We start from the raw sequence: 24,246 nt of genomic DNA, 5'->3' as shown, positions 1-24,246 counted from the left end.
GGGCCGGGTGCCGCGTGGCGCAGGTCAGGCGCCTACGAGGTGCTCCTGGTCACGGGACTCGCGGTCCGCCTTGTAGGTGGCAACATCGGCCGCGTCGAAGCAGACGTCCGAACCGACCATGTGGAAGTCGAGCTCGCCGGCCTCCAGCAGGTCGATGACGTGCAAAGATGACACGCCCAGCCGACGGGCCGCCTCGGCGGCCGTGAGTTCCTCCCCGTGCGGGGCGGCATCGCCCGCGCCGGACGCGGAGTCAGACAGTGATTTCCGTGTGATTTCGCTCACATGTGCAGTCTTGCGCACCGGTGTGCCATGAGTCCAGTCGAAACGCTACGAGAACCGAGTCCTGTGGAAGAGGTTTTCCATCTTCACCCGGACGGCCGGGCGCGGCGCTCCTCACCAGGCGCCGTGGAGGGCCTATCGCACGCCGGCCGGCTCCTCGCTCTCGCCCCGCTCGGGATGCCCGGCCGCCCCGAGCCGTTCCCGCTCCTGAGCGACGATCGTCCTGCCCAGCTCGGCCTCGGACGGCACCTCCGCGCCTGCCGGATCGCCCACCGCGACCGCCAGGTCCGAGGTCTCGGTGATCTCGGACTGCCGGGCGAACTGCTCGAACAGCGCGGCCTTGGTGTCCAGGATCTCCATCATGCGCTGGTCCACGGAGTCCTCCACGAGCAGCCGGTGCACCTGCACGGTCCGGGTCTGTCCCATCCTGTGCGCGCGCGCCACGGCCTGCGCCTCGATCGTGGGTTTGACCTGCGGTTCGCAGAAGATCACCACGGAGGCCGCCTGGACGTTCAGCCCCACTCCCCCGGCGGTGATCTGACTGACGAGCACGCTGGGTCCGGCCGGCCCGGACAGGCTGTCGACCATCTCCTGCCGCTCGGCCACCTTCACCCTGCCGGTCAGCGGGCCCACGGCGACGTCGCCGAGCAGGTCCATCACCTGTTCGAGCACGTCGAGGAAGTAGGAGAAGACGATGACGCGGCGGCCGTTGGCCACGGCCTCGTCCACGAGCGCCCGGAGCCGCAGCAGCTTCGCGGAGTCCGCGGCACGCTCGACGGCGAAGGCCGCGCGCCGCATCGCCATGAAGTTGCCGCCGGCCACCGCCGCGCGATAGGCCGCACCGTCCGCCGGGCCGAACTGCTCCCACTCCTCGACCTGGACGAGGTCGGGGAGCTCGGTGAGGACGTCCTCGGTGTTGCGGCGCAGATAGGCCGGCGCGACGATGCGCCGGAACGCCTGCGCGCCGGACACACCGGCGTTGGGGTCGAGCTGCCGGGCCACGGACGGCTGCAGGTAGCCGACCATCGCCTTGAACTCCGCGACCTTGTTCTCCATCGGTGTCCCGGACAGGAACAGGACGCGGTCGGCCCGGTCGGACCACGTGCGCACGGTCCGGCCGCGCAGCGTCTCGGGATTCTTCACGTAGTGGGCCTCGTCGACCACCATGAGCGTGGGACTCAGGTCCTCGGGAAGCGGGAGGCGCGCGAGCATCTCGAAGGTCGTCACCCCGACACCGCCCGACGCGGCCCACACCCGGGCCGCCGTGTCCCGGTCACCGCCATGCATCACGACGGCGGCCAGGCTCGAGTGGGTCGTCACCTCGCGGGCCCAGTTCGTGACCACGCTCGCCGGGCACACCACGAGGAAGTGTGCGGGCCCGTCGTCGTCGGGCCGGGTGGCGGCGAGGTGCGTCATCGTGGCGAGAGACTGCATCGTCTTGCCGAGGCCCATCTCGTCGCCGAGGATCGTGCGGCGCTGCACCAGCGCGTACTTCGCGCCGAACGCCTGATAGGCACGCAGGTTCGCGTGCAGCAGGGAGCGGTCCAGGGGCTGGGCCTCGACCCGCCGCACGACGTCGGCCGGGAGGAAGCCCTCGGCCGCCTCGTGGTCGTCGCCGAGATCCACCACCTGGCTGAGCAGCCCGTAGTAGTCGGCCGACCGCCGCTCGAAGTCCTCCCACACGCCGTCGGCCCCGCCACCGGCCGTGACGACGCGCACCTGCCCGGCGGCCGTCGCGAGGTCCGGCGAGGAGGCCCCCAACGCATTGCGCAGCGCGCCGATCGCCGCGGCCGCTTCCACGCGGCCGCCGGAGTCCGCCAGCAGGCGCCGCCACCATCGCGTCAGCACCTGCGCCGGGCCGAGGTACTGCGGGAGGACCGCATGGAGCCGGCGCGCGTCGTCGTAGTGCCGGTGTCGCGCGTCCGTGACGGCACCGAACATGCGCAGCGACCGCACGAGGTCCGTGGCGTACGGGTCGTGGGGGTCGACGTCGATCCGGAAGCGCAGGTCGGCGTCGGCCTCGTCCGCCAGCTCGGTCGCCGCGGCGACCGCGGGGCGCGCCGTCGTCTCCCCGATCCCGGCCTCGACCAGGCCGTCCACGCCCGCTTCGAGCACCGAGGGCACGTCGCGAAAGCCCTTCTTGCGCAGCACCGCGACCCGAAGCTTCTTGCGCCGGAGCTCCAGTTCCTCGACCGCGACCGTCCGCAGCTCGGCGCGCACGCGCACCTGCCGCGCCACCTGATAGGCCTCGCGGACCTTGTCGCGATAGGGCCCGTCGGAGGCCAGCAACAGCCGTGCGTCCGCCAGCCGGGCGGTCGCCTCCTCCACGACCTGACGCGCCTGGCGGCTCTTGATCGGAACATCCACGGAAGTCTCAGACATCGCGGCGCCAGCGTACCCGCCGTATCCGACATTCCCGATCAGCGTCAGGGTGGTGCCGCGCACGGCGCTTGGCACACTTTTCTCACGTCGGTGGAGAGGTCACCCATTGGGCCCATGGTGGCGGCACGCTGCGGCGACGGACGACGGACGACGGACGACGGACGACGGACAGCAGGCCGGCCGGCAACGGGGCCGGCCGGCAACGGGGCCGGCCGCGCCGGAGTCAGACCTCGACCTGCTTCCATTCCGGGTTCGACGGCGTCCCCGTGAAGTCCATCCGCACGCGGCCCGGCTCCCGGCCGAGCGCCAGCAGCGTCGCCGACACCGACCCGAACACCCGGCCGTCCGGCAGTTCGTGCCGCACCAGCAGCGCCCGCGGGTCGTCCTCGGCCAGCCCGTCGCCGCGCAGCAGGTGCGTCCAGTCGCCCCACCAGTCCGTGGTCGGGCCCGGCAGGTCCGTCCCGCTCGGGCCGTCCGGCGACAGCCGGGTACCGCCGGGGATGCCGGCCCCGGCCAGGAGCGGCGCGAAGTGCGGCACGAGCGGGTCGTCGGCGACGTCGAGGCCCTCGTTCGTGACGATGTGGTCGCCCGGCGGGATCGCGGTGTCGGTCACCTCCTGCCCGTCCCAGGAGACGAGCCGCGCGCCGTCCGCGTCGGCGACCAGCAGGTGCACCACCTCGTACTCGCGCAACCGGCCGGCGTCGGGCACGCCCGAGGTGAGCGCCCGCAGGGGCAGCCGCCCCCGGCTCGGCCTGCTGGACGACGGTGCGCTCCCCGGCGCGGACCGGTCGAGCCGGTTCATGAAGCTGCCGTTGAGGACCGCAGCGACACCAGGGCCGGAGCCACCGGCAGGCCGCGCGCCCGCGGGCGCCACGCCGTCGAACATGGCGCCACCCGACATGGCGCCACCCGACATGACGCCACCGGACACGATGCCACCCGACACGACGCCACCGGACATCCCACCATCCGGACCGGCACCGCTCGACCCGGCACCGCTCGACCCGGCACCGCTCGACGCGGCACCGCCGCCACCGTGGGGACCGCCGCGCCGCACGGCCAGCCACGTCCCGCCGGCCAGCAGGTCACGGCCCCCGACGAGACCTGGGGCCTCCTGCGGCCAGTACTCCCCCGGCGGCTCCCACGGACGGTCGGCGACCTCGTCCCGGACGGCGGCGAGCAGCAGCGGCCAGTCGGCCGCGGGGTCCAGACGCAACAGCACCGTGCACACCCGACGAGCTTACGTCCTGCGCACCCTGGCCTCGGCCCATCTTGAGTTGACCCATGGGCGAACTTCTAGCGTCGCCACCATGACGACACCGACGACACGAACCGGTCCCCTCCACGACGCCGACCCCCTGCGGATCGTGCTCCTGGTGGCCAGCGTCCGGTCCCCGCGGATGGCCGACCCCCTGCTCGCGTGGCTGCGCGAGGAGCTCGCCGGCGCCGACGGGATCGAGCTCGACGTGGTGGACCTGGCGACCACCGACCTGCCGATGACCGGGCTCGGCGTGCCGGGCGGCGCGCCCTCGCCGATCGCGGACCGCCTGAACCGCGCCGACGGCTTCCTGATCCTGACGCCGGAGTACAACCACAGCTACCCGGCAGCCCTGAAGAACGCCATCGACCAGCACCTCGAACCGTGGGCGCGCAAGCCCGTCGCGTTCGTCGCGTACGGCGCGCACACGGGCGGCTCACGCGCCGTCGAGCACCTGCGCACGGTGTTCCCCGAGCTCCGGGCGACGACGGTCCGCGAGGCCCTCCTGCTGAACCAGCCGTGGCAGAGGCTGACGGCCGAGGGCCGGTTCCGGCCGTCCGACGCGGCACTGGCCGTGTGGCGGGACCTGCTCGGCGAACTGCGCTGGTGGGCGAGCGCGCTGCGGACCGCCCGCGCCCAGGATCGGCTGGTGGCGGCATGAGGACCACGACGGAGACCGCCGCCGAGGGCACCCGCGCGGCCACCACCGTGCGCACGGCCGGGCGCCCCCGGGCGGCCGAGACCCGTGTCGGGCTGGTCGTCGCGCTCGGCGGCCTGCTCGCCGTGCTGGACACCACGATCGTGACCGTGACGATCCCCGAGCTGACGAAGGTGTTCGAGGTACCACTCGCCACGACCCAGTGGCTCTCCTCCGGGTACACCCTCGCGATGGTCGCGACGATGCCGCTCGCGGCCTGGCTCGCGGGGCGCTGGGGTGCGAGCCGGGTGTACGTGGCCGCGCTGCTCGGCTTCGCGGTCGCCTCGGTGGGCGCCGGGCTGGCCGGGGGCCTGCCGGCCCTGCTCGCCGCCCGCGTGGTGCTCGGCCTGGCGGGAGGCCTGATCACGCCGCTGGGCATGACGATCGCGTTCGCCGCGGCGCCTCCCGAGCGCCGCGGGCGGATGGCCTCCCTCGTCGGCCTCCCGCTGTTCCTCGGCCCGGTCCTCGGGCCCGTGCTCGGCGGGTTCCTGCTGGAGCACTTCTCCTGGCACGCGGTCTTCCTCGTCACCGCACCGCCGGCCCTGCTCGCCGCAGCCGGCGTCCTGCGCTGGGCCCGGACGACCGCCGCGGACCGCAAACCTCGGCCGGACGTCGCCGGAGCGGCCCTGCTCGTCCCGGGCGCCGTGTGCACGGCCTACGGGATCAGCGCCGCCGGGACGCCGTGGCCGGTACGGGTCCTGGCGGTGCTCGCGGGGCTCACCCTCGGCGCGGCGTTCGCACGCCGGTCGCTGGGGCGGGCGGAGCCGCTGCTGCGGATCCGGCTGCTGCGACGGCCCGAGTTCGGCCGCAACGCGCTCGGACTCGGGCTGTACACGGCGCCGTACTTCGGCTCGATGCTGCTGATGCCCACGTACGTCCAGGTGGTGCGCGGCGACAGCGCGCTCACGACGGCGCTGGTGATGGTGCCCGGCGCCCTCGCGCTGGGGGCGAGCGTCCAGGTGGCGGGGCGTCTGCTGGACCGCTTCGGGGCGAAGCCCGTCATCGGGACGGGACTGACGATCTCCGTGGTCCAGGGGGCGATCGCGATCGCGGTCCTGCGTCCTGACACCCCGTACGTGGTCCTCGGCGCGCTCGCCGCGCTGCAGGGACTGGGCAGCGGGGCGGTCATCATGCCGACGATGGCGACCGCCACCCGCCGGCTGCGCGGGGCCGACCTCGCCTCCGGTTCGGCCATCCTCCCGTTGGTCAGCACGCTCGCGAACGCACTCGGGACGGCCACGCTCACGGCCGTCTTCACCGCGCTCACCGCTCTGCTCGCGCCGGGGGCCTCCCTGGCGGAGTTCGGCGTGATCCCGGTGGCGGACCGGATGGCCGCCACGGCCGCGGTCGTCGACGCCCAGCGCCTCACCACGGCGGTTAGCCTGGCCGTGATCCTGTCGGCACTGGTGCTGCGGCTTCGGGACCGGGGCCGCTCCCCGGGAGCCGCTACCGACGACCTGCCGGTGACGGCCGGGAAGGAAGCACGATGACCACCGCCACGGCGCCCCTGACCAAGGAGACCCTGGCCATGACGCTCACCGTCGGTGAGGTCGCGGCCAAGGCCGGGGTGAGCCCGAACACCGTGCGCCTGTACGAGCGCCACGGCGTGCTGACCGCGTTCCGCACCTCGGGAGGCGCCCGCCGGTTCACCGTCGACGCCGTCTGCCGCATCAAGCTGGCGCGGGCCGGCCAGCGCGTCGGGCTGACGCTCCGGGAGAGCGCGGACCTGCTCGCCGACATCCCGCTGGCCGAACCCGACCTGGACCGATGGATCGCCGCCGGCCGGCGGCTGATCGAGGAGGGCCACTCGCGGATCCGCGAGCTGGAGTCCGCCGTCGAGCAGTTCTCCAGCCTGGACTTCCTGCGGTCGTAGCGCTGCCCGGGTGGTGCCCCGAGGCTCAGGCCCCGGCCAGCACCGCCAGGGCGTCGCGGACGGCGTCGGCCGCCGTGACCCGCTGCGCGGTCGCGATCTGCTCGCGGCTCGCGTGATCCAGGAACACCGCGTCGAGCCCCACGTGCACGTGCCGGGTGCGCACGCCCTGCTCGCCGGCGCGCTGGGCGAGCAGGGCACCCACACCGCCGTCGGCCAGGCCGTCCTCGATCGTGACGACGAGATCGTGCTCGCCTGCGAGCTTCACCAGCGCGGCCGGCACGGGCAGCACCCACGTGGGAGCGGCGACCGTGGCCTCCAGTCCGTGCTCGGCGAGGGCGGCTCCCGCGTCGAGCCCGGCCTGCGCCATGGCACCGACCCCGACCACGAGGACGCGCTGACGCGTGGCGCCTGAGGTCCCGCCGGGACCGGCCGTGCGCGGGGCGCCGGTCACGCCGTGGGGCCTGGGCTCGAAGCGGCCGACGATGTCGACGCCGTCGAGCTCCTCGACGCTCGGCAGGTCCTCGCCGAGCGCGCCCTTGGGGTAGCGCACGACGGTGGGCGCGTCGTCGACGTCGACGCTCGTGCGCAGGGCGGCGCGGAGCGTGGGCTCGTCGCGCGGGGCGGCCAGGCGCAGGCCGGGAACGACCCGCAGCATCGCCATGTCCCACATGCCGTTGTGGCTGGCGCCGTCGGCGCCGGTGATGCCGGCGCGGTCGAGCACGAACGTGACGCCGGCCTTGTGCAGGGCCACGTCCATGAGGACCTGGTCGAACGCGCGGTTCAGGAAGGTCGCGTAGACGGCGACGACCGGGTGCAGCCCCGCGAACGCCATGCCGGCGGCGGACGTGGCCGCGTGCTGCTCGGCGATGCCGACGTCGAACGTGCGCTCGGGGAACTCGCTGGCGAACGGCGCGAGGCCGACGGGGTGCAGCATGGCGGCCGTGATCGCCACGACGTCGCCACGGCGGCGGCCGATCCGCACGATCTCGTCGGCGAACACCTTGGTCCAGCCGAACCGGGACTGCGCCACGGGCAGGCCGGTCTCGGGGTGGATCACGCCCACGGCGTGGAACCGGTCGGCGATGTCCTCCTCGGCCGGCTTGTAGCCGCGGCCCTTCTCGGTGATGGCGTGCACGATCACAGGCTTGCCATACGCCTTGGCGCGGCGCAGGGCGTGCTCCATGGCCGCGGCGTCGTGCCCGTCGACGGGGCCGATGTACTTGATGCCCAGGTCCTCGAACAGACCCTGCGGCGCGATGACGTCCTTGATGCCCTTCTTGAAGCCGTGCATCCAGCGCCAGGCGAAGCGTCCGGGCGGGCCGGACCGGTGCAGCGTGCGGGTGGCCCAGTCCAGGAACACCTCGTAGCCCCGCGTGGTGCGGAGCGTGTCGAGGTGGTTCGCCAGGCCGCCGATCGTCGGCGAGTAGGAGCGGCCGTTGTCGTTGACCACGACCACGAGGCGGCGGTCCGCGCCCTCGGCGATGTTGTTCAGGGCCTCCCAGGCCATGCCCCCGGTCAGGGCGCCGTCGCCGATGACGGCGACGACGTGACGGTCGTCGCGGTGGGCGACGACGTTCGCCTTGGCGATGCCGTCCGCCCAGGACAGCGCCGTGGAGGCGTGGGAGTTCTCGACGATGTCGTGCTCCGACTCGGCACGCGACGGGTAGCCGGACAGACCGCCCTTCTGCCGCAGGCGGGAGAAGTCCTGCCGGCCGGTGAGCAGCTTGTGCACGTAGGACTGGTGACCGGTGTCGAAGACGAAGGAGTCACGCGGGGAACGGAAGACGCGGTGCATGGCGATGGTGAGCTCGACGACGCCGAGGTTCGGGCCGAGGTGTCCCCCGGTGCGCGAGACGTTCTCCACGAGGAAATCGCGGATCTCCTGTGCGAGCTCGTCGAGCTGGCCCGGCGTGAGCTTCCGGACGTCCTCGGGCGAGCCGATCCCGCTCAGCAGTGCCATGTCGTTCCTTCCCTGCGGCCTGGTCCCGGGCGGACCGGGCACGAACTCGTCGTCGTCCCCCTGCACCGCGTTCCCGGCCACTCGGGCCTCGCGCGGCAAGGAGTCATCGTACGTACCCCGGCCGCGCCGGACGAACTTCGGACTGCGAGTTCCACACCAGCCACACCGAACGGTCATAGTCTGTCATGGTGCGATTCCTGCCTGGCCAAGAGCCCGCCCATGACCTGACGTACGGCGACGTCTTCCTCGTTCCGTCACGATCGGACGTCTCCTCGCGGTTCGACGTCGACCTCGCCACCGCCGACGGCTGCGGCACCAGCATTCCCGTCGTCGTGGCGAACATGACGGCCGTGGCGGGCCGCCGCATGGCCGAGACGGTGGCGCGGCGCGGCGGACTGGCGGTCCTGCCGCAGGACGTGCCCGCCGGCGTCGTCGCCGACGTGGTGGCGGACGTCAAGTCGAAGGACCCGGTGGTGGAGACCCCGGTGGTCGTGGCGCCGGACGACACCGTGCACACCGTCCTGACGCTGCTGGGCAAGCGCGCGCACGGCGCCGCCGTCGTCACCGAGCAGCAACGGCCGGTGGGTGTGGTGACCGAGGCCGACTGCCTCGACGTCGACCGGTTCGCCCAGGTGCGGACCGTCATGTCGGCCGACCCGCTGGTGATCGAGGCCGAGCTCCTGGCGGGCGGCGCCGAGGGCGGCACCGAGGGCAGCGCCGAGGCCCGGGCGGCCGGGCTCGAGCGGGCGTTCGACACGCTGCACGACGCACACCTGCAGTTCGCGCCCGTGGTCCGCGACGGGCTGCTGACCGGGGTCCTGACGCGCAAGGGTGCGGTGCGTTCGTCCGTCTACGCGCCCGCCGTGGACGGCCGGGGCCGGCTGCGCGTGGGTGCGGCGGTCGGGATCAACGGGGACGTCGCGGCCAAGACGAAGGACCTGCTCGCGGCAGGGGTCGACGTGCTCGTCGTCGACACGGCGCACGGCCACCAGGGACGGATGCTCGCCGCGCTCGACGCGGTCCGGTCCGTCGACCCCGCGGTGCCGGTCGTGGCGGGGAACGTGGTCACGGCGCAGGGCACCCGCGACCTGGTGGCCGCCGGCGCCGACATCGTCAAGGTCGGCGTCGGACCGGGCGCCATGTGCACCACGCGGATGCAGACCGCCGTCGGGCGGCCGCAGTTCTCCGCCGTCCTCGAGTGCGCCGCGGCGGCACGTGAGCTCGGCAAGCATGTCTGGGCCGACGGCGGCGTGCGCCACCCCCGCGACGTCGCCCTGGCGCTGGCCGCCGGGGCGTCCCAGGTGATGATCGGGTCCTGGTTCGCCGGGACGTTCGAGTCCCCGGGCGACCTGCGCGAGGACGGGAACGGCCGGCTGTACAAGGACTCGTTCGGGATGGCGTCGGCCCGAGCCGTGGCGGCGCGGACCGCCGGGGAGGGGGCCGCGTTCGACAGGGCCCGCAAGGCTCTGTACGAGGAGGGCATCTCGACCGGGCGCATGTACCTGGACCCGCAGCGGCCGGGCGTGGAGGACCTGCTCGACGAGATCACCTCGGGCCTGCGGTCCTCGTGCACGTACGCGGGCGCACGGACACTGGCGGAGTTCGCCGAGCGGGCCACCGTGGGGGTGCAGTCCGCGGCGGGCTACGAGGAGGGCCGCCCGGTCGAGACGAGCTGGTGAGCCCTCCGCCGCGGTTCGCGGTGGCGGGCCCGCGGCGCTCCGTCCACGCCCACGGTCCACGCCGGTCGGGCTGCGGCGGTAGCCTCGTCCCGTGAGCTCGTCACCTGCAGTCTCCCCCGCCCGCACGCAGCTGGAAGCCCTTGCGGAAGCGGGGTTCGCCGGTCCGTGGCGCCATGCGCGCGGCGGCTTCTCGGACGCGGCCCGGCCCGCGGCGGTGCTGATCCTGTTCGGCGTGCTCGACACACTTCCCGCCGACCACCACGCCCAGGCCGAGGCCGTCCGTGACGACCTCGACGTCCTGCTGCTGGCTCGCGCGGCGACCCTGCGGTCCCATGCCGGACAGGTGGCGTTCCCCGGCGGCCGCGCCGACGACGGCGAGACCATGGTGGCGGCCGCGCTGCGCGAGGCAGAGGAGGAGACCGGGCTCGACCCCTCGGGCGTCGAGGTGCTCGGCGAGTTCGAACCGCTGCCGATGCCCGTGTCGAACCACGTGGTCACGCCGGTGCTCGGCTGGTGGACGAAGCCGACACCCGTAGGAGTCGTCGACGAGGCCGAGTCGTCGCACGTGTTCCGCGCGCCGGTCGCGGACCTTCTGGACCCCGCCTCCCGGGTCACGGTCGTGGTGGGGCACGAGGGTCGCTCCTACCGGGGGCCCGGCTTCCAGGTCTCCGACGGCACGACCACGCACCTGGTGTGGGGCTTCACCGGCGGCATCCTCGACAGCCTGTTCGACGCGCTGGGCTGGACCGAGGAGTGGGACCGCACCCGCGAGCTGGAACTGCAGCCCTGACCTGAAACCGCGGCCGTGAGCTGAAGCCCGCGGCCGTGAGCTGAAGCCCGCGGCCGTGAGCGGTCGCCGCGGCCGACCAGCGGTGCGGTCGCCCCGTCGGCGAGAACGAACTGACCCTGCGTCAGGAGGCGCCTCACGACCGTCACCGGCCGGTGACGGTCGTGAGGCGCCTTCTGACGCACGGTCAGCGCAGCGTCGCAGGGTCAGCGCAGCATCGCACGGTCAGCGCAGCGTCGCCGGGTCCGCTCCGCGGGACTCCAGGAGCGTGCGGACCGCGGCCACCGCGTAGCCGTACGCCCGCTCGTCGTCGAACAGCAGTGAGCGGTCGTTCGCGGCGCTGAGCAGGGCGTTCACCTCGAAGGCCACCTGCTCGGGGTCGGTTCCGGCAGACAGCTCGCCGGCGCCCACCGCGATCTCGACCTGGTGCGCCAGGTACCCCTCCCAGTCGGCCTGCGCCTCGGCGACGGCATCGCGCACCGGCCCGGGCCGCATGTCGAACTCGATCTCGACGGTGCGGAAGAAGCAGCCGCCCCGGAAGACCCTCCGGCGCGAGTAGTCGATCCACCGCCCCACCAGTGCCCAGACCCGGGCGAGCCCGCGCCCGGCCGGCCGGGCCGGGACGACGACCGCGTCGGTGTAGATCTCCCGGGCCCGCGCGACGACGGCGAGCTGCAGCCCTTCCTTCGAGCCGAACAGCCCCGCGATCGCGCTCTTGTTCACGGGGGCCGTCGCCGCCAGCCCGCCGAGGGACAGGGCGTCGAGCCCGTGCACCGAGGCGTCCTGCACCGCCTGGTCGAGCACCGCGCGCCGCGTCCGGTCCCCGCGGGCACGGCGCAGGTCGGTCGCGCTTCCGTCCGTACCGGGCCTCTTGCCGGTAGCCGTCTCCGGTGTCGCCATAAAGAGAGTGTACGACCGTCCGCACATGTTGTAGCGTAAGAAACAATCCGATCGATCGTTCAGATTCTCCGGGAGGAACCGTGCCCACGTTGCGACACCTCGCCCATCTACCCGCGCCGCTCGCCGCCGAGGTCGCGACCTGGGTCGCCTTCCGGCTCGGTCCGCGTGCGCCCGTACGTCCGCACGAACAGGAGACCCACCAGGCGTCCCGCCGCAGCACGCTCAGCCACAGCAGGCCTGCGGTCAACAGGGGCCGGCCCGTGGACATCGCCGTCCACACCTGGGGCGACCCGGACGCCCCCGCCGTGCTGCTGGTGCACGGCTGGCAGTCCCGCGCCTCGTTCTTCGCCCCCGTGATCGCGGACCTCCTGGCCTCCGGGCGGCGCGTGGTGGCGTACGACGCCCCGGGCCACGGCGACTCCGGCGGCAGCCGGCGCACCCTGGCCGACGACGTCGCGATCATCCACCGTCTGTCCGAGGCCGAGCCCGGCGGCTGGGAGGGCGTCGTCGCACACTCCGCCGGCGTGCTCGGCGCCGGGGTGGCTCTTGCCGACGGAGCCCCGGCGCGCCGGTTCGCCGGGCTGGCGGGCCTCTCCTCGGCGACCGCGATCAACGACGGGTTCTTCGCGGCCAGCGGCACGCCGCCGGGCCTCCGCGCACGGTACGACGACGTCGTGCGCCGCCGGCGCTTTCCCGACGAGCCCGACCTCTACGAGCGCTACGACCTCACCCGCCGCCCCGTGCCCGCGACCGTCCCGGCGCTGTTCGTGCACGACGACGCCGACAGGTACGTCCCGCACCGGCAGTCCGAGCTACTCCTGGGCGCACACGCCGGGTCGGCCGAACTCGTCACCACCACGGGACTCGGGCACAACAGGATCGTGCGCGACGAGGCCGTACGACGGCGGGTCGTCGACCACGTTGTCGCCGTGAAGCCCAGTAACCTTCCCTGACCTGCGCTTTCCCTCTACACTACTGTCGTATTCGTCCGGCTTGCAGGATTTCTTCCCACGCCGGGTCCGAGGTACGCGACCACCGAGTGGGGGAAGCATGGACGCCGAGCACGCCCGGGACGCAGCCACCGCCGCCGTCGTTCTCGCCGTGCTGGCGGGGTTGTGGTTCGCGTGGTCGCAGCGCCACATCCGGGGACCATGGACGCTCGGGCCCATCGCCGGAGCCGTGAGCGCCGTCGTGATCACCGGGAGGGGGGTCGTGGACGTCATCGGCGCGTGGGACACGGAAACCGCCGTCGCCGGTGCGACCATCGGGCTGTACGTCGTGGCGCTCGGGCTCCAGGCCGCGCTCACACGGATGATCACCGGCTTCCTCGCGTCCCACGACCAGGCGAGGCTCGTTCCCACCACGGTCGCCCTGTCGATGACGCTCCACCTGGTGGTACTCGCCGAGCTGCTCCAGGTGGGCGACCTCTACCTCGTGGCGCTGATCTGCCTGGCGGCGATCGTGCTCGCGTGGCCGATCGCCGCCGTCGGCCGGCTCATGGCACCCGGCGGTGCGCCGAAGCACCACGCGACGACCGGGGTCCTCCTGGGTGTGATCCTGCTGAGCGGAGCGGCCCAGGGGCTGATCTGACGGGGGCGCTCGACACCTGGCCGCAGGCGCGGCCCGCGGCCAGGTGTCGGAGGCCACGGCCACGGCTCGGCGTCCGTGCCCGCCTCCGCGACGCGCGCGACCGGGTCACAGCACGAGCTGACCGACCGGCCCCGGGTTCCAGGCGATCTCCCAGTGGTAGCCGTCAGGGTCCGTGAAGTAGCCCGTGTAGCCGCCCCACTCCCGGTCCTGGGGTGGGTGCGCGACGCCGGCGCCGGCTGCCCGGGCGGTGGCGAGGACGGCGCCCACCTCCTCGCGGGTCGCCACGTTGTGGGCGAGCGTGATCGGCGCCGCACCCGGACCCCGGCGCACGGGGCCGACCTCCTGCTCGAACTGCTCCTGGGCCCAGAGAGACAGGACGAGGCGCTCACCGACCTGGATCATGAGCACGTCACCGGGATCGTCGAACACGGGCTTCCAGCCCAGGCCGTCGACGTAGAAGGTGCGCGAGACCGCCACGTCCCGCACGGCGAGGGTGATGAAGCTGATGCGCTGGTCCATGCCCTGACCCTGGCACGACACACTGACATCCGGCCCGTCGGGGCGAGCCCCGTCAGTCCCGGGCGTCGAGGGTGCGCTTCTGGGGGTGCGGGGTCTCACCGCGTTCCAGCATCGCCACGAACTTGGTGACGTTGCGGGCGTGGGCCTCGGGGGTCTTGAGGTTGGCCAGGCGGTGCAGGATCGCGTAGCGGTTCTGGCCGGTGAGGATCTCGAACATCGCCGCGGCGCGAGGGCTGGCCGCGAGCGCCTCGGCCAGTCCGTCGGGGATCTGGATGCTCTTCGGCCCCTCGTAGGCAAGGTCCCAGCGGCCGTCGGCCCGGGCGTTGTCGACCTCTTCCGCGCCGCGCGGCCGCATGCGCCCCTCGGAGGTGAGCCTCTGCACGATCCCGACGTTCCGCGCCGACCAGCGGCTGCGCGCCCTGCGGGGGCAGAACCGCTGCAGGCTCGTGGCGTCGTCGCGGCGGCGCTTCTGCGCGTCGATCCAGCCGCTGCACAGGGCCTCGTCGAGCGCGGCGTCGTAGTCGAGCGTGGTGGGCGCCTGCTTGCCCTTCTTCGCCAGGACGAGCCAGACACCGTCCGACGTGGACTCGTGCTCGTCCAGCCAGGCCCGCCATGCTGCCGCGTCGGGAACGGTCAGCTCAGGGTTGTCGGTCATGGGGGCACCGTACGCCGGGACACCGACATTCCTGCCGCGGTGCGGGCAAACGCCCGTGGGCGCGTCGTCGGGCGCGTTCGTGACAGGCAAGTATCTTGACGTCAAGATAAGTGCGGTATGCTGGCCGCAGCAGCCCGGCCTAGGCTGGGCGGAGCCCCCAAATCCCGCCGTCGGGCCGGTGCGCGTGCGCGTCCGGGCACCCGGTGGCCCGCAAGCCCGCGAAGGAGCCGCAGTGAGCAGCGTGGACACGTTCGGATCGAAGGGAACGCTGGAGGTAGGCGACAAGGCCTACGAGATCTTCCGGCTGTCGGCGGTGGAGGGCGTCGAGCGCCTGCCCTATGCGCTCAAGATCCTCGCCGAGAATCTCCTGCGCACCGAGGACGGTGCCAACATCACGGCCGACCACGTGCGCGCCGTCGCGTCGTGGGACCCCGACGCGCAGCCGGACACGGAGATCCAGTTCACGCCGGCGCGCGTGATCATGCAGGACTTCACCGGTGTGCCGTGCGTCGTGGACCTGGCCACCATGCGTGAGGCCGTCGCCGACCTGGGCGGCGACGCCACACGGATCAACCCGCTGTCGCCCGCCGAGATGGTCATCGACCACTCCGTGCAGATCGACGTCGCCGGCACCACGGACGCGTTCGAGCGCAACGTGGAGATCGAGTACCAGCGCAACCACGAGCGCTACCAGTTCCTGCGCTGGGGCCAGACGGCGTTCGACGACTTCAAGGTCGTCCCGCCGGGCACCGGCATCGTGCACCAGGTCAACATCGAGTACCTGGCCCGCACCGTGATGACGCGCGAGGTGTCCGTCAACGGGGAGGCACCGGTGCTCCGCGCCTACCCCGACACCTGCGTCGGCACCGACTCGCACACCACCATGGTCAACGGCCTGGGTGTGCTGGGCTGGGGCGTGGGCGGCATCGAGGCCGAGGCCGCGATGCTCGGCCAGCCGGTGTCCATGCTCATCCCGCGCGTGGTCGGCTTCAAGCTCACCGGCTCCATCCCGGCGGGCGTCACCGCGACCGACGTCGTGCTGACCATCACCCAGATGCTGCGCCAGCACGGCGTGGTCGGGAAGTTCGTCGAGTTCTACGGCGCCGGCGTCGCCCAGGTGCCGCTCGCCAACCGCGCCACGATCGGCAACATGTCCCCGGAGTTCGGCTCGACGGCCGCGATCTTCCCGATCGACTCCGTCACGGTGGACTACCTGCGCCTGACCGGCCGCTCGGAGGAGCAGCTGGCGCTGGTGGAGGCGTACGCCAAGGAGCAGGGCCTGTGGCTCGACGCCGAGACCTCGGAGGCGAAGTACTCCGAGTACCTCGAGCTGGACCTGTCGACGGTGGTCCCGTCGATCGCCGGCCCGAAGCGCCCGCAGGACCGCATCGAGCTGAGCGACGCGAAGCAGCAGTTCCTCAAGGACCTGCCGAACTACGCCCCGGACGTCGCCGCCGCCGACGAGGCCGAGCAGGAGTCCTTCCCGGCGTCCGACGCCCCGGCCGAGCACGCCATGAACCGCAAGCACGTCGCGGTGACCGACAGCCACGGCAAGGAGTTCGAGCTGTTCCACGGCGCGGTCGGCATCGCCTCGATCACGAGCTGCACCAACACCTCGAACCCGTCGGTGATGCTGGCCGCCGCGCTCCTGGCCAAGAAGGCCGTGGAGGCGGGCCTGGAGGCCAAGCCGTGGGTCAAGACGTCGATGGCGCCGGGCTCGCAGGTGGTCACGAACTACTACGAGAAGGCCGGCCTGTGGCCGTACCTGGAGAAGCTCGGCTTCCACCTGGTGGGCTACGGCTGCGCGACCTGCATCGGTAACTCGGGGCCGCTGGACGAGAAGATCTCGGCCGCCGTGCAGGAGAACGACCTCACGATCGTCTCCGTGCTGTCCGGCAACCGGAACTTCGAGGGCCGCATCAACCCGGACGTCAAGATGAACTACCTGGCCTCCCCGCCGCTGGTCATCGCCTACGCCCTGGCCGGGACCATGGAGTTCGACTTCGAGTCCGACCCGCTGGGCCGCGACGAGGCCGGCAACCCGGTGTTCCTCAAGGACATCTGGCCCTCCCCGGAGGAGGTCCAGGCGACGATCGAGGCCTCGATCGACCGCAAAATGTTCGAGGCGGACTACGCCGACGTGTTCACCGGTGACGACCGCTGGCGCGCGCTGGACACCCCGGAGGGCGACACGTTCGCCTGGGACCCGGAGTCCACCTACGTGCGCAAGCCGTCCTACTTCGACGGCATGGGCATGGAGCCGGCCCCGGTCGAGGACATCGCCGGCGCGCGCGTGCTGGCCAAGCTGGGCGACTCGGTCACCACGGACCACATCTCCCCGGCCGGCGCGATCAAGCCGGACTCCCCGGCGGGCAAGTACCTGGCCGACCACGGCGTGGGACGCCGCGACTTCAACTCCTACGGCTCGCGCCGCGGGAACCACGAGGTCATGGTGCGCGGCACGTTCGCGAACATCCGCCTGCGCAACCAGCTCCTGGCCGCGGAGAACGACGGCGCCGGCGTCGAGGGCGGCTTCACGTACAACTTCGTGAAGGACGCCCAGGACACCATCTACGACGCCGCGCAGGACTACGCCGCGCAGAACACCCCGCTGGTGGTGCTCGGCGGCAAGGAGTACGGCTCCGGCTCCTCGCGCGACTGGGCCGCCAAGGGCACCAAGCTGCTCGGCGTGAGGGCCGTCATCACCGAGAGCTTCGAGCGTATCCACCGCTCCAACCTCATCGGCATGGGCGTGCTGCCGCTGCAGTTCCCGGCCGGCGAGTCCGCGGACTCACTCGGCCTGGACGGCACCGAGACGTTCGACATCTCCGGGATCACGGCCCTGAACGACGGCGACACGCCCTCGACGGTGGCCGTGAAGGCGACCAAGGCCGACGGCACCACCGTCGAGTTCGACGCCGTGGTCCGCATCGACACCCCGGGTGAGGCGGACTACTACCGCAACGGCGGCATCCTGCAGTACGTGCTCCGCTCGCTCGCGGCGTGACCCGCGCGGCGGGAGCAGTCTGACCCGCCACGCCGCCCGACGCCGGCCCCGGCCGCTCTCCGCACGGAGAGTGGCCGGGGCCGGCGTCGTCCGGGCCGGCGTCGTCCACAGCCGACGCCGTCCGCAGCCGACGCCGTCCGCAGCCGACGCCGACCGCGCCCGCCGGACCGGTCAAGCCGCGGCCGGCCGGGCGGAGCGGCCGGGCGGAGCGGCCGGGCGGAAGGGCCGGGCGGAGCGGCCGGGCGGAAGGGCCGGGCGGAGCGGCCGGGCGGAAGGGCCGGGCGGAGCGGCCGGGCGGAAGGGCCGGGCGGAATGGCCTGGCTCAGCCCCGCTCCAGCACCGCGACCGCCTCGACATGGTGACTGTGCGGGAAGAGGTCGAACGCGCGCAGGGACGTCAGGCGGTAGCCCGCCTGGCCGAAGTAGCCGACGTCCCGGGCGAGTGCCGCCGGATCGCACGCCACGTACACCACCCGCGCCGGGTCCAGGTCGACAACCGCTGCCGTGACCTCGCGCTTCGCACCGGCCCGCGGCGGATCGAGCACGACGACGTCGACCTTCCCAGGGACCGTACCGCCGTCAGGGCGCGGCTCCACGGCGTCGCCGGAACCCGCCTGCTCCCCGCCACCGGGCGCCGGTGTCCCGGCACGCCCGGCGCGCCCGGCTTCCGGCCCCGACCCGGCCAGGACCTCGGCCACGTCCCCGGCGAACAGGCGGACCTGGTTCAGCCCGTGAGCGTTGCGGCGGGCGTCGCGCACGGCGCCGGCGTCGCCCTCGACCGCGACGACCGTACCGGTCTCCCCCACCGCCGCGGCCAGCGGCAGCGTGAACAGCCCCGCCCCGGAGTACAGGTCCAGGACGGTCGCCCCCGCCACCGGGCCGGCGGCGTCGAGCACCGCCTGGACGAGCAGCCCCGGCGCGGCGCGGTGCACCTGCCAGAACCCGCTCGCACCGACGCGGTAGGCGAACGTGCTCGGCTCGTCGGCCCCGGGAAGCCGCGCGACGACGGTCTCCTTGACGGCCCGGCGCGCGTTCGGCCGGGTGTCGGCCCGCCCGCGATGCCAGGGCTCACCGTCGGCCAGCACGAGCGGCTCGCCACCCTCGGCACCGGCAGGGGCGACGAGCTCGACCCGCGTGCCCGGCCGCCAGCGCCTCGTGAACACCGCCTCCGCGGCGGCGAGCTCGGCGACCTCGTCCGTCGCGAGCGGCATCCCGTCGGGCAGGGGGTCGAGCGCGACGACGTCGTGGGAGCGGAACCGGTGCATGCCGAGGTGGCCGTCGTCGTCGGCCACGAGGTCGATCCGGGTGCGGTAGGCCAGGCCTCCGGCGGCGTCGTCACCGGGGGCGGCCTCGACGGTGAGGCCGTCGAGCAGGGGGCCGTCGTACCGGGCGATGCGGCGCAGCTGGTCGGCCACGACGTCGGCCTTCCACCGGCGCTGCGCGGGCAGGGCCACATGGGAGAGCTCGCCACCGCCCACGCCCCCCGGCCCGGCGGCCGGCCAGGCCGCGGGCACCCGGTCGGGCGAGGGATCGAGGATCTCGACGGCGTCGGCCCGCCAGTAGCGGGATCCGGTGCTGGTGACGCGGGCGCGCACGCGCTCACCGGGAAGGGTGTGGCGCACGAACACCACGCGGCCCTCGTGCCGGGCCACGCAGTGGCCGCCGTGCGCTACCGGCCCGATCTCCAGCTCCAGGATCTGCCCGGCTCCGGGCACGTCGCTGACGCGCGGCTCGCGCGCTCGGGGCGGACGGCCGGGGCGGGCGCCCCGACCGATGCGGGGACGGGACGGTCGGGTGGTCATGGCATCTGCCTCCTGCGACGGGCGTCGATACCATCGACGCCGGAATGTGACGACCGCACGGTCATGTGACCCGCCTCCCGCGCACCACCCGCTCCGGGCAGGCATGTCGGCCCGGCGGTCGGCGGCCCGGCGGTCGGCGGGCCGGCGGTCACGGAACCTGCCTCCGGCGGTGGGCGTCGACGCCCTCCAGGCCGGTCTGCCCCGCCGACGACTCCAGCTGCCACGGCACGGACGCCACGACGACCCCGGGAGTGAACAGCAGGCGCCCCTTGAGGCGCAGCGCGGACTGGTTGTGCAGGAGCTGCTCCCACCAGCGCCCCACGACGTACTCGGGGATGTACACGACCACGAGGTCACGCGGGGACTCGCGGCGCACCGACCGCACGTACTTCAGCACGGGCTTGGTGATCTCGCGGAACGGGGAGTCGAGGATCCGTAGCGGGACCGGCAGGTCGAGAGCCTCCCACTCGCGGGTGAGGCCGGGGATGTTCTCCCGGTCCACGCCGACGGTGACGGCCTCCAGCGTCTGGGGCCGCGAGGCGCGGGCGTAGGCCAGGGCACGCAGGGTGGGCTTGTGCACCTTGGAGACCAGCACGATGGCGTGCACGCGGCTGGGCAGGGCGCGGGCTTCGTCGTCGTCCCCGGAGAGGGCGAGTTCCTCGCTCACGCGGTCGTAGTGCTTGCGGATCCCGCGCATGATGACGAACAGCGCCACGATGGCCAGGAGCGTGATCCACGCGCCGTGCGTGAACTTCGTGACGAGCACGATCACCAGGACGCCCGCCGTGGCGACGAAGCCGACGGTGTTGATGAACCGCGACCGCTTCATGCGCGACCTGGTCTCGGGACGCACCTCGGTGCGCAGCTCGCGGCTCCAGTGCCGCACCATCCCGAGCTGGGACAGCGTGAACGAGAGGAACACACCCACGATGTAGAGCTGGATGAGTGAGGTGACATGCCCCTCGAAGAGAACGACCAGGACGACCGCGCCGGCGCCGAGGGTGAGGATCCCGTTGGAGAACGCCAGCCGGTCCCCCCGCGTGTGGAGCTGGCGGGGCAGGTAGCCGTCACGGCCGAGGATCGAACCGAGCACCGGGAACCCGGCGAACGCGGTGTTCGCGGCAAGCAGCAGGACCAGCCCTGTCACCCCCACGACCACGTAGAACACGAACGGTGCTCCGGAGAAGACCGCTTCGGCGAGTTGGCTGATCACCGGGTGCTGGACGTAGTCGGCGGGCAGGGGCGCGCCGTCCAGGGTGAGCTGGGTGTGCGGGTCCTCGGCGTACCGGACACCGGTGGCCTGGGCGAGCACGACGAGCATCATGAGAGTGGCGGCGGAGATCAGTCCGAGCAGCGCCAGGGTGTTCGCGGCGTTGCGCCCCTTGGGCTTGCGGAAGGCGGGCACGCCGTTGCTGATGGCCTCGACACCGGTCAGCGCGACGGAGCCGGAGGCGAAGGCTCGCGCCACGAGGAACGCGCCTCCCAGGCCGACGAGCCCCTGGTCCATGCCCGCCGCGGGCACGATCTCGAACTCGGCGCTCTCGGACGCCGGCAGCGTGCCGGTGTAGTAGCGGATCGCGCCGACAACGGCCATCGCGCCCATGACCGCCATGAAGCAGTACGTCGGGACCGCGAGGACCCGGCTCGACTCCCGCACGCCGCGCAGGTTCAGCAGCGCGAGGAAGACGACGATGCCTACCGCGACCAGGACCTCGTAGCCGCGCAGCGCCGGCAGGGCACTGGCCGCGTACTGGGCGCCCGAGGAGACGGACACGGCGACGGTGAGCACGTAGTCGACCAGCAGGGCCGACGCGACGCCGAGACCCGCCGACGGGCCGAGGTTCGTCGTGACGATCTCGTAGTCGCCGCCGCCCGACGGGTACGCGCGCACGTTCTGCCGGTAGGAGGCCACCACCACGAGCAGCATCACGCCGACGGCGACACCGACCCACGGGGAGATCGCGGCCGCCGAGACGCCCGCCACCGCGAGCATGAGCAGGATCTCGTCCGGCGCGTAAGCCATCGAGCTGAGCGCGTCCGAGGAGAACACCGGCAGCGCCAGCCGTTTGGGCAGCAGAGTGCGGCCCAGGTTGTCGCTCCGCATGGGGCGGCCGACCAACAGGCGCTTGGTCGCGTCGATAATTTCCGGCACGTTGGATGATGCTATGCCCAAAGGCGGGTAGCGTTCCCATCGTGCACTTCGTGATCATGGGCTGTGGCCGTGTCGGGGCCACACTCGCGCAGAACATCTCCGAGCGCGGGCACTCGGTGGCCGTCGTCGACCAGAACACCGACGCTTTTCGCCGTCTGCCCTCGAACTTCGCCGGCAAGAAGGTCACCGGCGTCGGCTTCGACCGGGACACCCTGGTCCAGGCCGGGATCGAGGAGGCGTTCGGCTTCGCGGCCGTGTCGGACGGTGACAACTCCAACATCCTGTCCGCGCGTGTCGTGCGCGAGACGTACGGCGTGGACAACGTCGTCGCACGCATCTACGACCCCCAGCGGGCCGAGATCTACCAGCGGCTCGGCATCCCCACGGTCGCCACCGTCCGCTGGACCGCGGACCAGGTGCTGCGCCGCATCCTTCCCCTGGGGTCCACGGACGAGTACCGCGACCCGTCGGGCAAGGTACGGATCGCGCAGCTGGACTACCACGCCGGCTGGGTCGGCTCGCCCCTGCGGGGCATCGAGCGCGCCACGGGCGCGCGGGTGGCGTTCGTCTCACGGTTCGCCGAGGGTCTGCTGCCCACCGAGGACATGGTGCTGCAGGAGAACGACGTGCTGCACATGGCCATGCAGGTCGACGCCACGGCGGCCGTCGAGCGTGTGCTCACGTCCGCGCCGAGGGAGGAGGACGAGTGATGCGGGTCGTCATCGCCGGAGCCGGGTCGGTGGGCCGTTCCATCGCCCGCGAACTGCTCAGCCACGACCACGAGGTCATGCTCGTGGACCGCAGCCCCCTGGCCATGCGCGTCGCCCAGGTCCCCGAGGCCGACTGGCTGCTTGCCGACGCCTGCGAGCTGTCCAGCCTCCACGACGCCGACGTCGAGACCGCCGACGTCGTGGTCGGGGCCACCGGCGACGACAAGGTGAACCTGGTGTTCTCGCTGCTGTGCAAGACCGAGTTCGGCGTGCCACGCACGGTGGCGCGCGTGAACAACCCCAAGAACGAGTGGATGTTCGACGGCTCGTGGGGCGTGGACGTGGCCGTCTCCACGCCGCGCATCATGACGGCGATGGTCGAGGAGGCCGTCGCGGTGGGCGATCTCGTGCCGATCTTCAGCTTCCACCAGTCCGGCTCGGACATTCTGGAGCTCACGCTCCCGGACGACTCGCCGCTGATCGGAACCCGCGTCGGTCAGATCGACTGGCCGGAGAACACCGCGCTGTCCACGATCGTGCGCGACGGCCGTCCCGTGGTCCCCAGCGGCGACGACACCCTCGAAGGGCACGACGAGCTGCTGATCGTCACCGGCTCCGGCGTCGACCGGGCGAAGCTGCAGCGCCTTCTGACAGGACAGGCCTGATCACGACCCAGCAGCCGAACAGGACCAGCGCAAACAGGGGCAGGCCCAGCAGCAGGTGGAAGGTGCCCAGCCACGCGACGGTTCCGGCGAAGTAGAGCGGTGTCTTCACCGCGAGCCGCAGCGCGAACATCCCGACCCAGAGCCACGTGGCGACGGTGTAGGCGCGCACCTTCGCCGGGTCCTCGCGCCACGCCGTCAGGGCGGTGAGCGGGTTCGGCTCCTCGTCCTCCTGGTCGGCGCCGGCGTCGTCGGCATGCACGACGGCGGTGCTGCGCCGGTCGGGTGCGTCCTCCGGCGACTCCGGCCCGGTGCTCCCCTCGCGGCGCACCTGGTCCGGGGTGAGCCCCGAGACCAGCGCCTCCACGAACAGCCCGATCACGGGCCAGCGCACGACGATCGAGGCCAGCATCACCACGAGATAGGCGGCGTTGGTCCACAGCGCCCAGACGAACACGTTCTCCGCGTCGCCGGTGCGCCACGCCCAGACCGCACCGATCAGCACACCGGCGAGACCACCCAGCGCTGTGGTCAGGGGGGCGCGCTGCACCAGCCGTGCGACGGTCGCGACAACCGCGACGGCGACCGACGCGACCAGCGGGACCATGAGGTCCTGCAGCAGCACGAAGAGCGCGACGAACACCACGCCTGGCGCGACGGACTCGACCATGCCGCGCACTCCGCCGACGGCCGCCAGGGGCGAGAAGTCGTCCCCTGTCACGGCGGCCAGGCCACGGGCCGGAGACGTCGGCGACGTCGCCGACGAGGGCTGGTCGTGCTCGGCTGAGGAACGAGGATCGGTGCGGTACGTCATGCGGACATTCTGCCGTGCCGACGGCGATCGGGGGACATCGCCGGATGCTGCGCGCGGAACGCCGCGTGGATAGCATTGGGCTGCTTGTCGGCGGTGTTCCCGGCCCGTGGAGCCTGTTCTGCCGGGCAGGCGTGCGTGGTCACCCTGTCACTCGCCCGGGCGCGCCCGGAGCTCGTAGCGCGGGTTGTAGATGGTGCGGCGGCCGTGGACGTCGCACACCATGCCCTCGACACGCAGGCGACGTCCGGGCTCGATGCCCGTGATCGACCGGCGGCCGAGCCAGACCAGGTCGAGGGTGCCGGACCCGTCGTACAGCTCGGCCTCCACGGTGGGCACGCCCTCGCGCGGCCGCAGCACGACCGAGCGCAGGATGCCCGTGACCGTGCCGCGCCGGCGCGGCTCCAGCCGGTCGACGGCGATGCAGCCGGCGCTGCGCGCCGCCGCCTCCCGCTCCCGGACCGCCTCACGCTCGTCGTTCGAGGCGAGAACCCCGCGAAACGCCGATCGCAGTCCCATGGTGC

At 72.8% G+C, this 24,246-nt stretch carries 21 protein-coding genes; 10 read left to right on the top strand and 11 right to left on the bottom strand.

Annotated features, from left to right (window positions below):
- Positions 1–24: 24 nt before the first annotated feature.
- The 3 genes from HGK34_RS23145 to HGK34_RS05130 form a co-directional block, all read right to left on the bottom strand.
- Positions 25–282 (bottom strand): excisionase family DNA-binding protein, encoded by a 258-nt coding sequence (locus HGK34_RS23145; protein WP_201845505.1) that lies wholly within the window; start codon positions 280–282, stop codon positions 25–27.
- Positions 283–414: 132 nt separating this feature from the next.
- A complete protein-coding gene (locus tag HGK34_RS05135; protein ID WP_201845504.1) occupies positions 415–2,661 on the bottom strand; it encodes a DEAD/DEAH box helicase in 2,247 nt (748 codons plus the stop codon).
- A 223-nt stretch (positions 2,662–2,884) separates the two neighbouring features.
- Positions 2,885–3,892, bottom strand: coding sequence for an NRDE family protein (locus HGK34_RS05130; protein ID WP_201845503.1), 1,008 nt, complete (start codon positions 3,890–3,892; stop codon positions 2,885–2,887).
- Positions 3,893–3,971: 79 nt separating this feature from the next.
- On the opposite strand from HGK34_RS05130, the gene HGK34_RS05125 reads away from it, so the two are divergent.
- From HGK34_RS05125 to HGK34_RS05115, 3 genes are read left to right on the top strand one after another with little or no spacing between them, the layout of a single operon-like run.
- On the top strand, positions 3,972–4,580 hold the full coding sequence (locus tag HGK34_RS05125) for an NADPH-dependent FMN reductase (RefSeq protein ID WP_201845502.1): 609 nt from the start codon (positions 3,972–3,974) through the stop codon (positions 4,578–4,580).
- Positions 4,577–6,106 (top strand): DHA2 family efflux MFS transporter permease subunit, encoded by a 1,530-nt coding sequence (locus tag HGK34_RS05120; protein WP_201845501.1) that lies wholly within the window; start codon positions 4,577–4,579, stop codon positions 6,104–6,106. The genes HGK34_RS05125 and HGK34_RS05120 overlap by 4 nt, the downstream gene beginning before the upstream one ends.
- Complete coding sequence (locus tag HGK34_RS05115) at positions 6,103–6,489, top strand: MerR family transcriptional regulator (RefSeq protein WP_201845500.1); 387 nt, start codon at positions 6,103–6,105, stop codon at positions 6,487–6,489. The genes HGK34_RS05120 and HGK34_RS05115 overlap by 4 nt, the downstream gene beginning before the upstream one ends.
- Before the next feature lie 25 nt (positions 6,490–6,514).
- On the opposite strand, the gene dxs is transcribed toward HGK34_RS05115, so the two are convergent.
- The gene (gene dxs, locus HGK34_RS05110; protein ID WP_201845609.1) at positions 6,515–8,449 is read right to left on the bottom strand and encodes a 1-deoxy-D-xylulose-5-phosphate synthase; all 1,935 of its coding nucleotides are present in this window, start codon (positions 8,447–8,449) and stop codon (positions 6,515–6,517) included.
- A 188-nt stretch (positions 8,450–8,637) separates the two neighbouring features.
- On the opposite strand from dxs, the gene HGK34_RS05105 reads away from it, so the two are divergent.
- Both HGK34_RS05105 and HGK34_RS05100 read left to right on the top strand, forming a co-directional pair.
- Positions 8,638–10,128 carry a GuaB1 family IMP dehydrogenase-related protein gene (locus HGK34_RS05105; protein WP_201845499.1) on the top strand — a complete coding sequence of 497 codons (1,491 nt, stop codon included), beginning with the start codon at positions 8,638–8,640 and terminating at the stop codon, positions 10,126–10,128.
- A gap of 91 nt (positions 10,129–10,219) precedes the next feature.
- The gene (locus HGK34_RS05100; RefSeq protein WP_201845498.1) at positions 10,220–10,918 is read left to right on the top strand and encodes an NUDIX hydrolase; all 699 of its coding nucleotides are present in this window, start codon (positions 10,220–10,222) and stop codon (positions 10,916–10,918) included.
- A gap of 222 nt (positions 10,919–11,140) precedes the next feature.
- Here HGK34_RS05100 and HGK34_RS05095 read toward each other — a convergent pair whose 3' ends face one another.
- Positions 11,141–11,815, bottom strand: coding sequence for a TetR/AcrR family transcriptional regulator (locus HGK34_RS05095; RefSeq protein ID WP_201845497.1), 675 nt, complete (start codon positions 11,813–11,815; stop codon positions 11,141–11,143).
- A gap of 80 nt (positions 11,816–11,895) precedes the next feature.
- Between HGK34_RS05095 and HGK34_RS05090 the strand changes: the two genes are divergently transcribed.
- Positions 11,896–12,768, top strand: a complete 873-nt coding sequence (locus HGK34_RS05090; protein ID WP_201845496.1) for an alpha/beta fold hydrolase — start codon at positions 11,896–11,898, stop codon at positions 12,766–12,768.
- Positions 12,769–12,865: 97 nt separating this feature from the next.
- Positions 12,866–13,405 carry a hypothetical protein gene (locus tag HGK34_RS05085; protein WP_201845495.1) on the top strand — a complete coding sequence of 180 codons (540 nt, stop codon included), beginning with the start codon at positions 12,866–12,868 and terminating at the stop codon, positions 13,403–13,405.
- Between the two features lie 105 nt (positions 13,406–13,510).
- Here the strand turns inward: HGK34_RS05085 and HGK34_RS05080 are convergent, their stop codons facing one another.
- Both HGK34_RS05080 and HGK34_RS05075 read right to left on the bottom strand, forming a co-directional pair.
- On the bottom strand, positions 13,511–13,924 hold the full coding sequence (locus HGK34_RS05080; RefSeq protein WP_201845494.1) for a VOC family protein: 414 nt from the start codon (positions 13,922–13,924) through the stop codon (positions 13,511–13,513).
- A gap of 52 nt (positions 13,925–13,976) precedes the next feature.
- Entirely contained in the window at positions 13,977–14,579 is a 603-nt protein-coding gene (locus HGK34_RS05075) for a YdeI/OmpD-associated family protein (RefSeq protein ID WP_201845493.1), read from the bottom strand.
- A gap of 232 nt (positions 14,580–14,811) precedes the next feature.
- Between HGK34_RS05075 and acnA the strand changes: the two genes are divergently transcribed.
- On the top strand, positions 14,812–17,586 hold the full coding sequence (acnA, locus tag HGK34_RS05070; RefSeq protein WP_201845492.1) for an aconitate hydratase AcnA: 2,775 nt from the start codon (positions 14,812–14,814) through the stop codon (positions 17,584–17,586).
- A gap of 322 nt (positions 17,587–17,908) precedes the next feature.
- On the opposite strand, the gene HGK34_RS05065 is transcribed toward acnA, so the two are convergent.
- The gene (locus HGK34_RS05065; protein ID WP_201845491.1) at positions 17,909–19,387 is read right to left on the bottom strand and encodes a class I SAM-dependent RNA methyltransferase; all 1,479 of its coding nucleotides are present in this window, start codon (positions 19,385–19,387) and stop codon (positions 17,909–17,911) included.
- 148 nt (positions 19,388–19,535) lie between these two features.
- Entirely contained in the window at positions 19,536–21,539 is a 2,004-nt protein-coding gene (locus HGK34_RS05060; protein WP_201845490.1) for an APC family permease, read from the bottom strand.
- A 56-nt stretch (positions 21,540–21,595) separates the two neighbouring features.
- On the opposite strand from HGK34_RS05060, the gene HGK34_RS05055 reads away from it, so the two are divergent.
- Together HGK34_RS05055 and HGK34_RS05050 are read left to right on the top strand one after the other, a co-directional pair.
- On the top strand, positions 21,596–22,249 hold the full coding sequence (locus tag HGK34_RS05055) for a potassium channel family protein (protein WP_201845608.1): 654 nt from the start codon (positions 21,596–21,598) through the stop codon (positions 22,247–22,249).
- A complete protein-coding gene (locus tag HGK34_RS05050) occupies positions 22,249–22,914 on the top strand; it encodes a potassium channel family protein (protein ID WP_201845489.1) in 666 nt (221 codons plus the stop codon). Before HGK34_RS05055 ends, HGK34_RS05050 begins: the two co-directional genes overlap by 1 nt.
- Here the strand turns inward: HGK34_RS05050 and HGK34_RS05045 are convergent.
- Both HGK34_RS05045 and HGK34_RS05040 read right to left on the bottom strand, forming a co-directional pair.
- A complete protein-coding gene (locus HGK34_RS05045) occupies positions 22,856–23,725 on the bottom strand; it encodes a DUF3159 domain-containing protein (RefSeq protein ID WP_201845488.1) in 870 nt (289 codons plus the stop codon). The two genes, HGK34_RS05050 and HGK34_RS05045, sit on opposite strands and share 59 nt — an antisense overlap.
- Positions 23,726–23,872: 147 nt before the next feature.
- Positions 23,873–24,241 carry an OB-fold nucleic acid binding domain-containing protein gene (locus HGK34_RS05040; RefSeq protein ID WP_201845487.1) on the bottom strand — a complete coding sequence of 123 codons (369 nt, stop codon included), beginning with the start codon at positions 24,239–24,241 and terminating at the stop codon, positions 23,873–23,875.
- Between the last annotated feature and the right edge of the window lie 5 nt (positions 24,242–24,246).

The organism is Myceligenerans indicum, assembly GCF_016742955.1.
Classification (GTDB): Bacteria; Actinomycetota; Actinomycetes; order Actinomycetales; family Cellulomonadaceae; genus Myceligenerans; species Myceligenerans indicum.
This window is presented reverse-complemented; position numbering and strand designations above follow the sequence as displayed.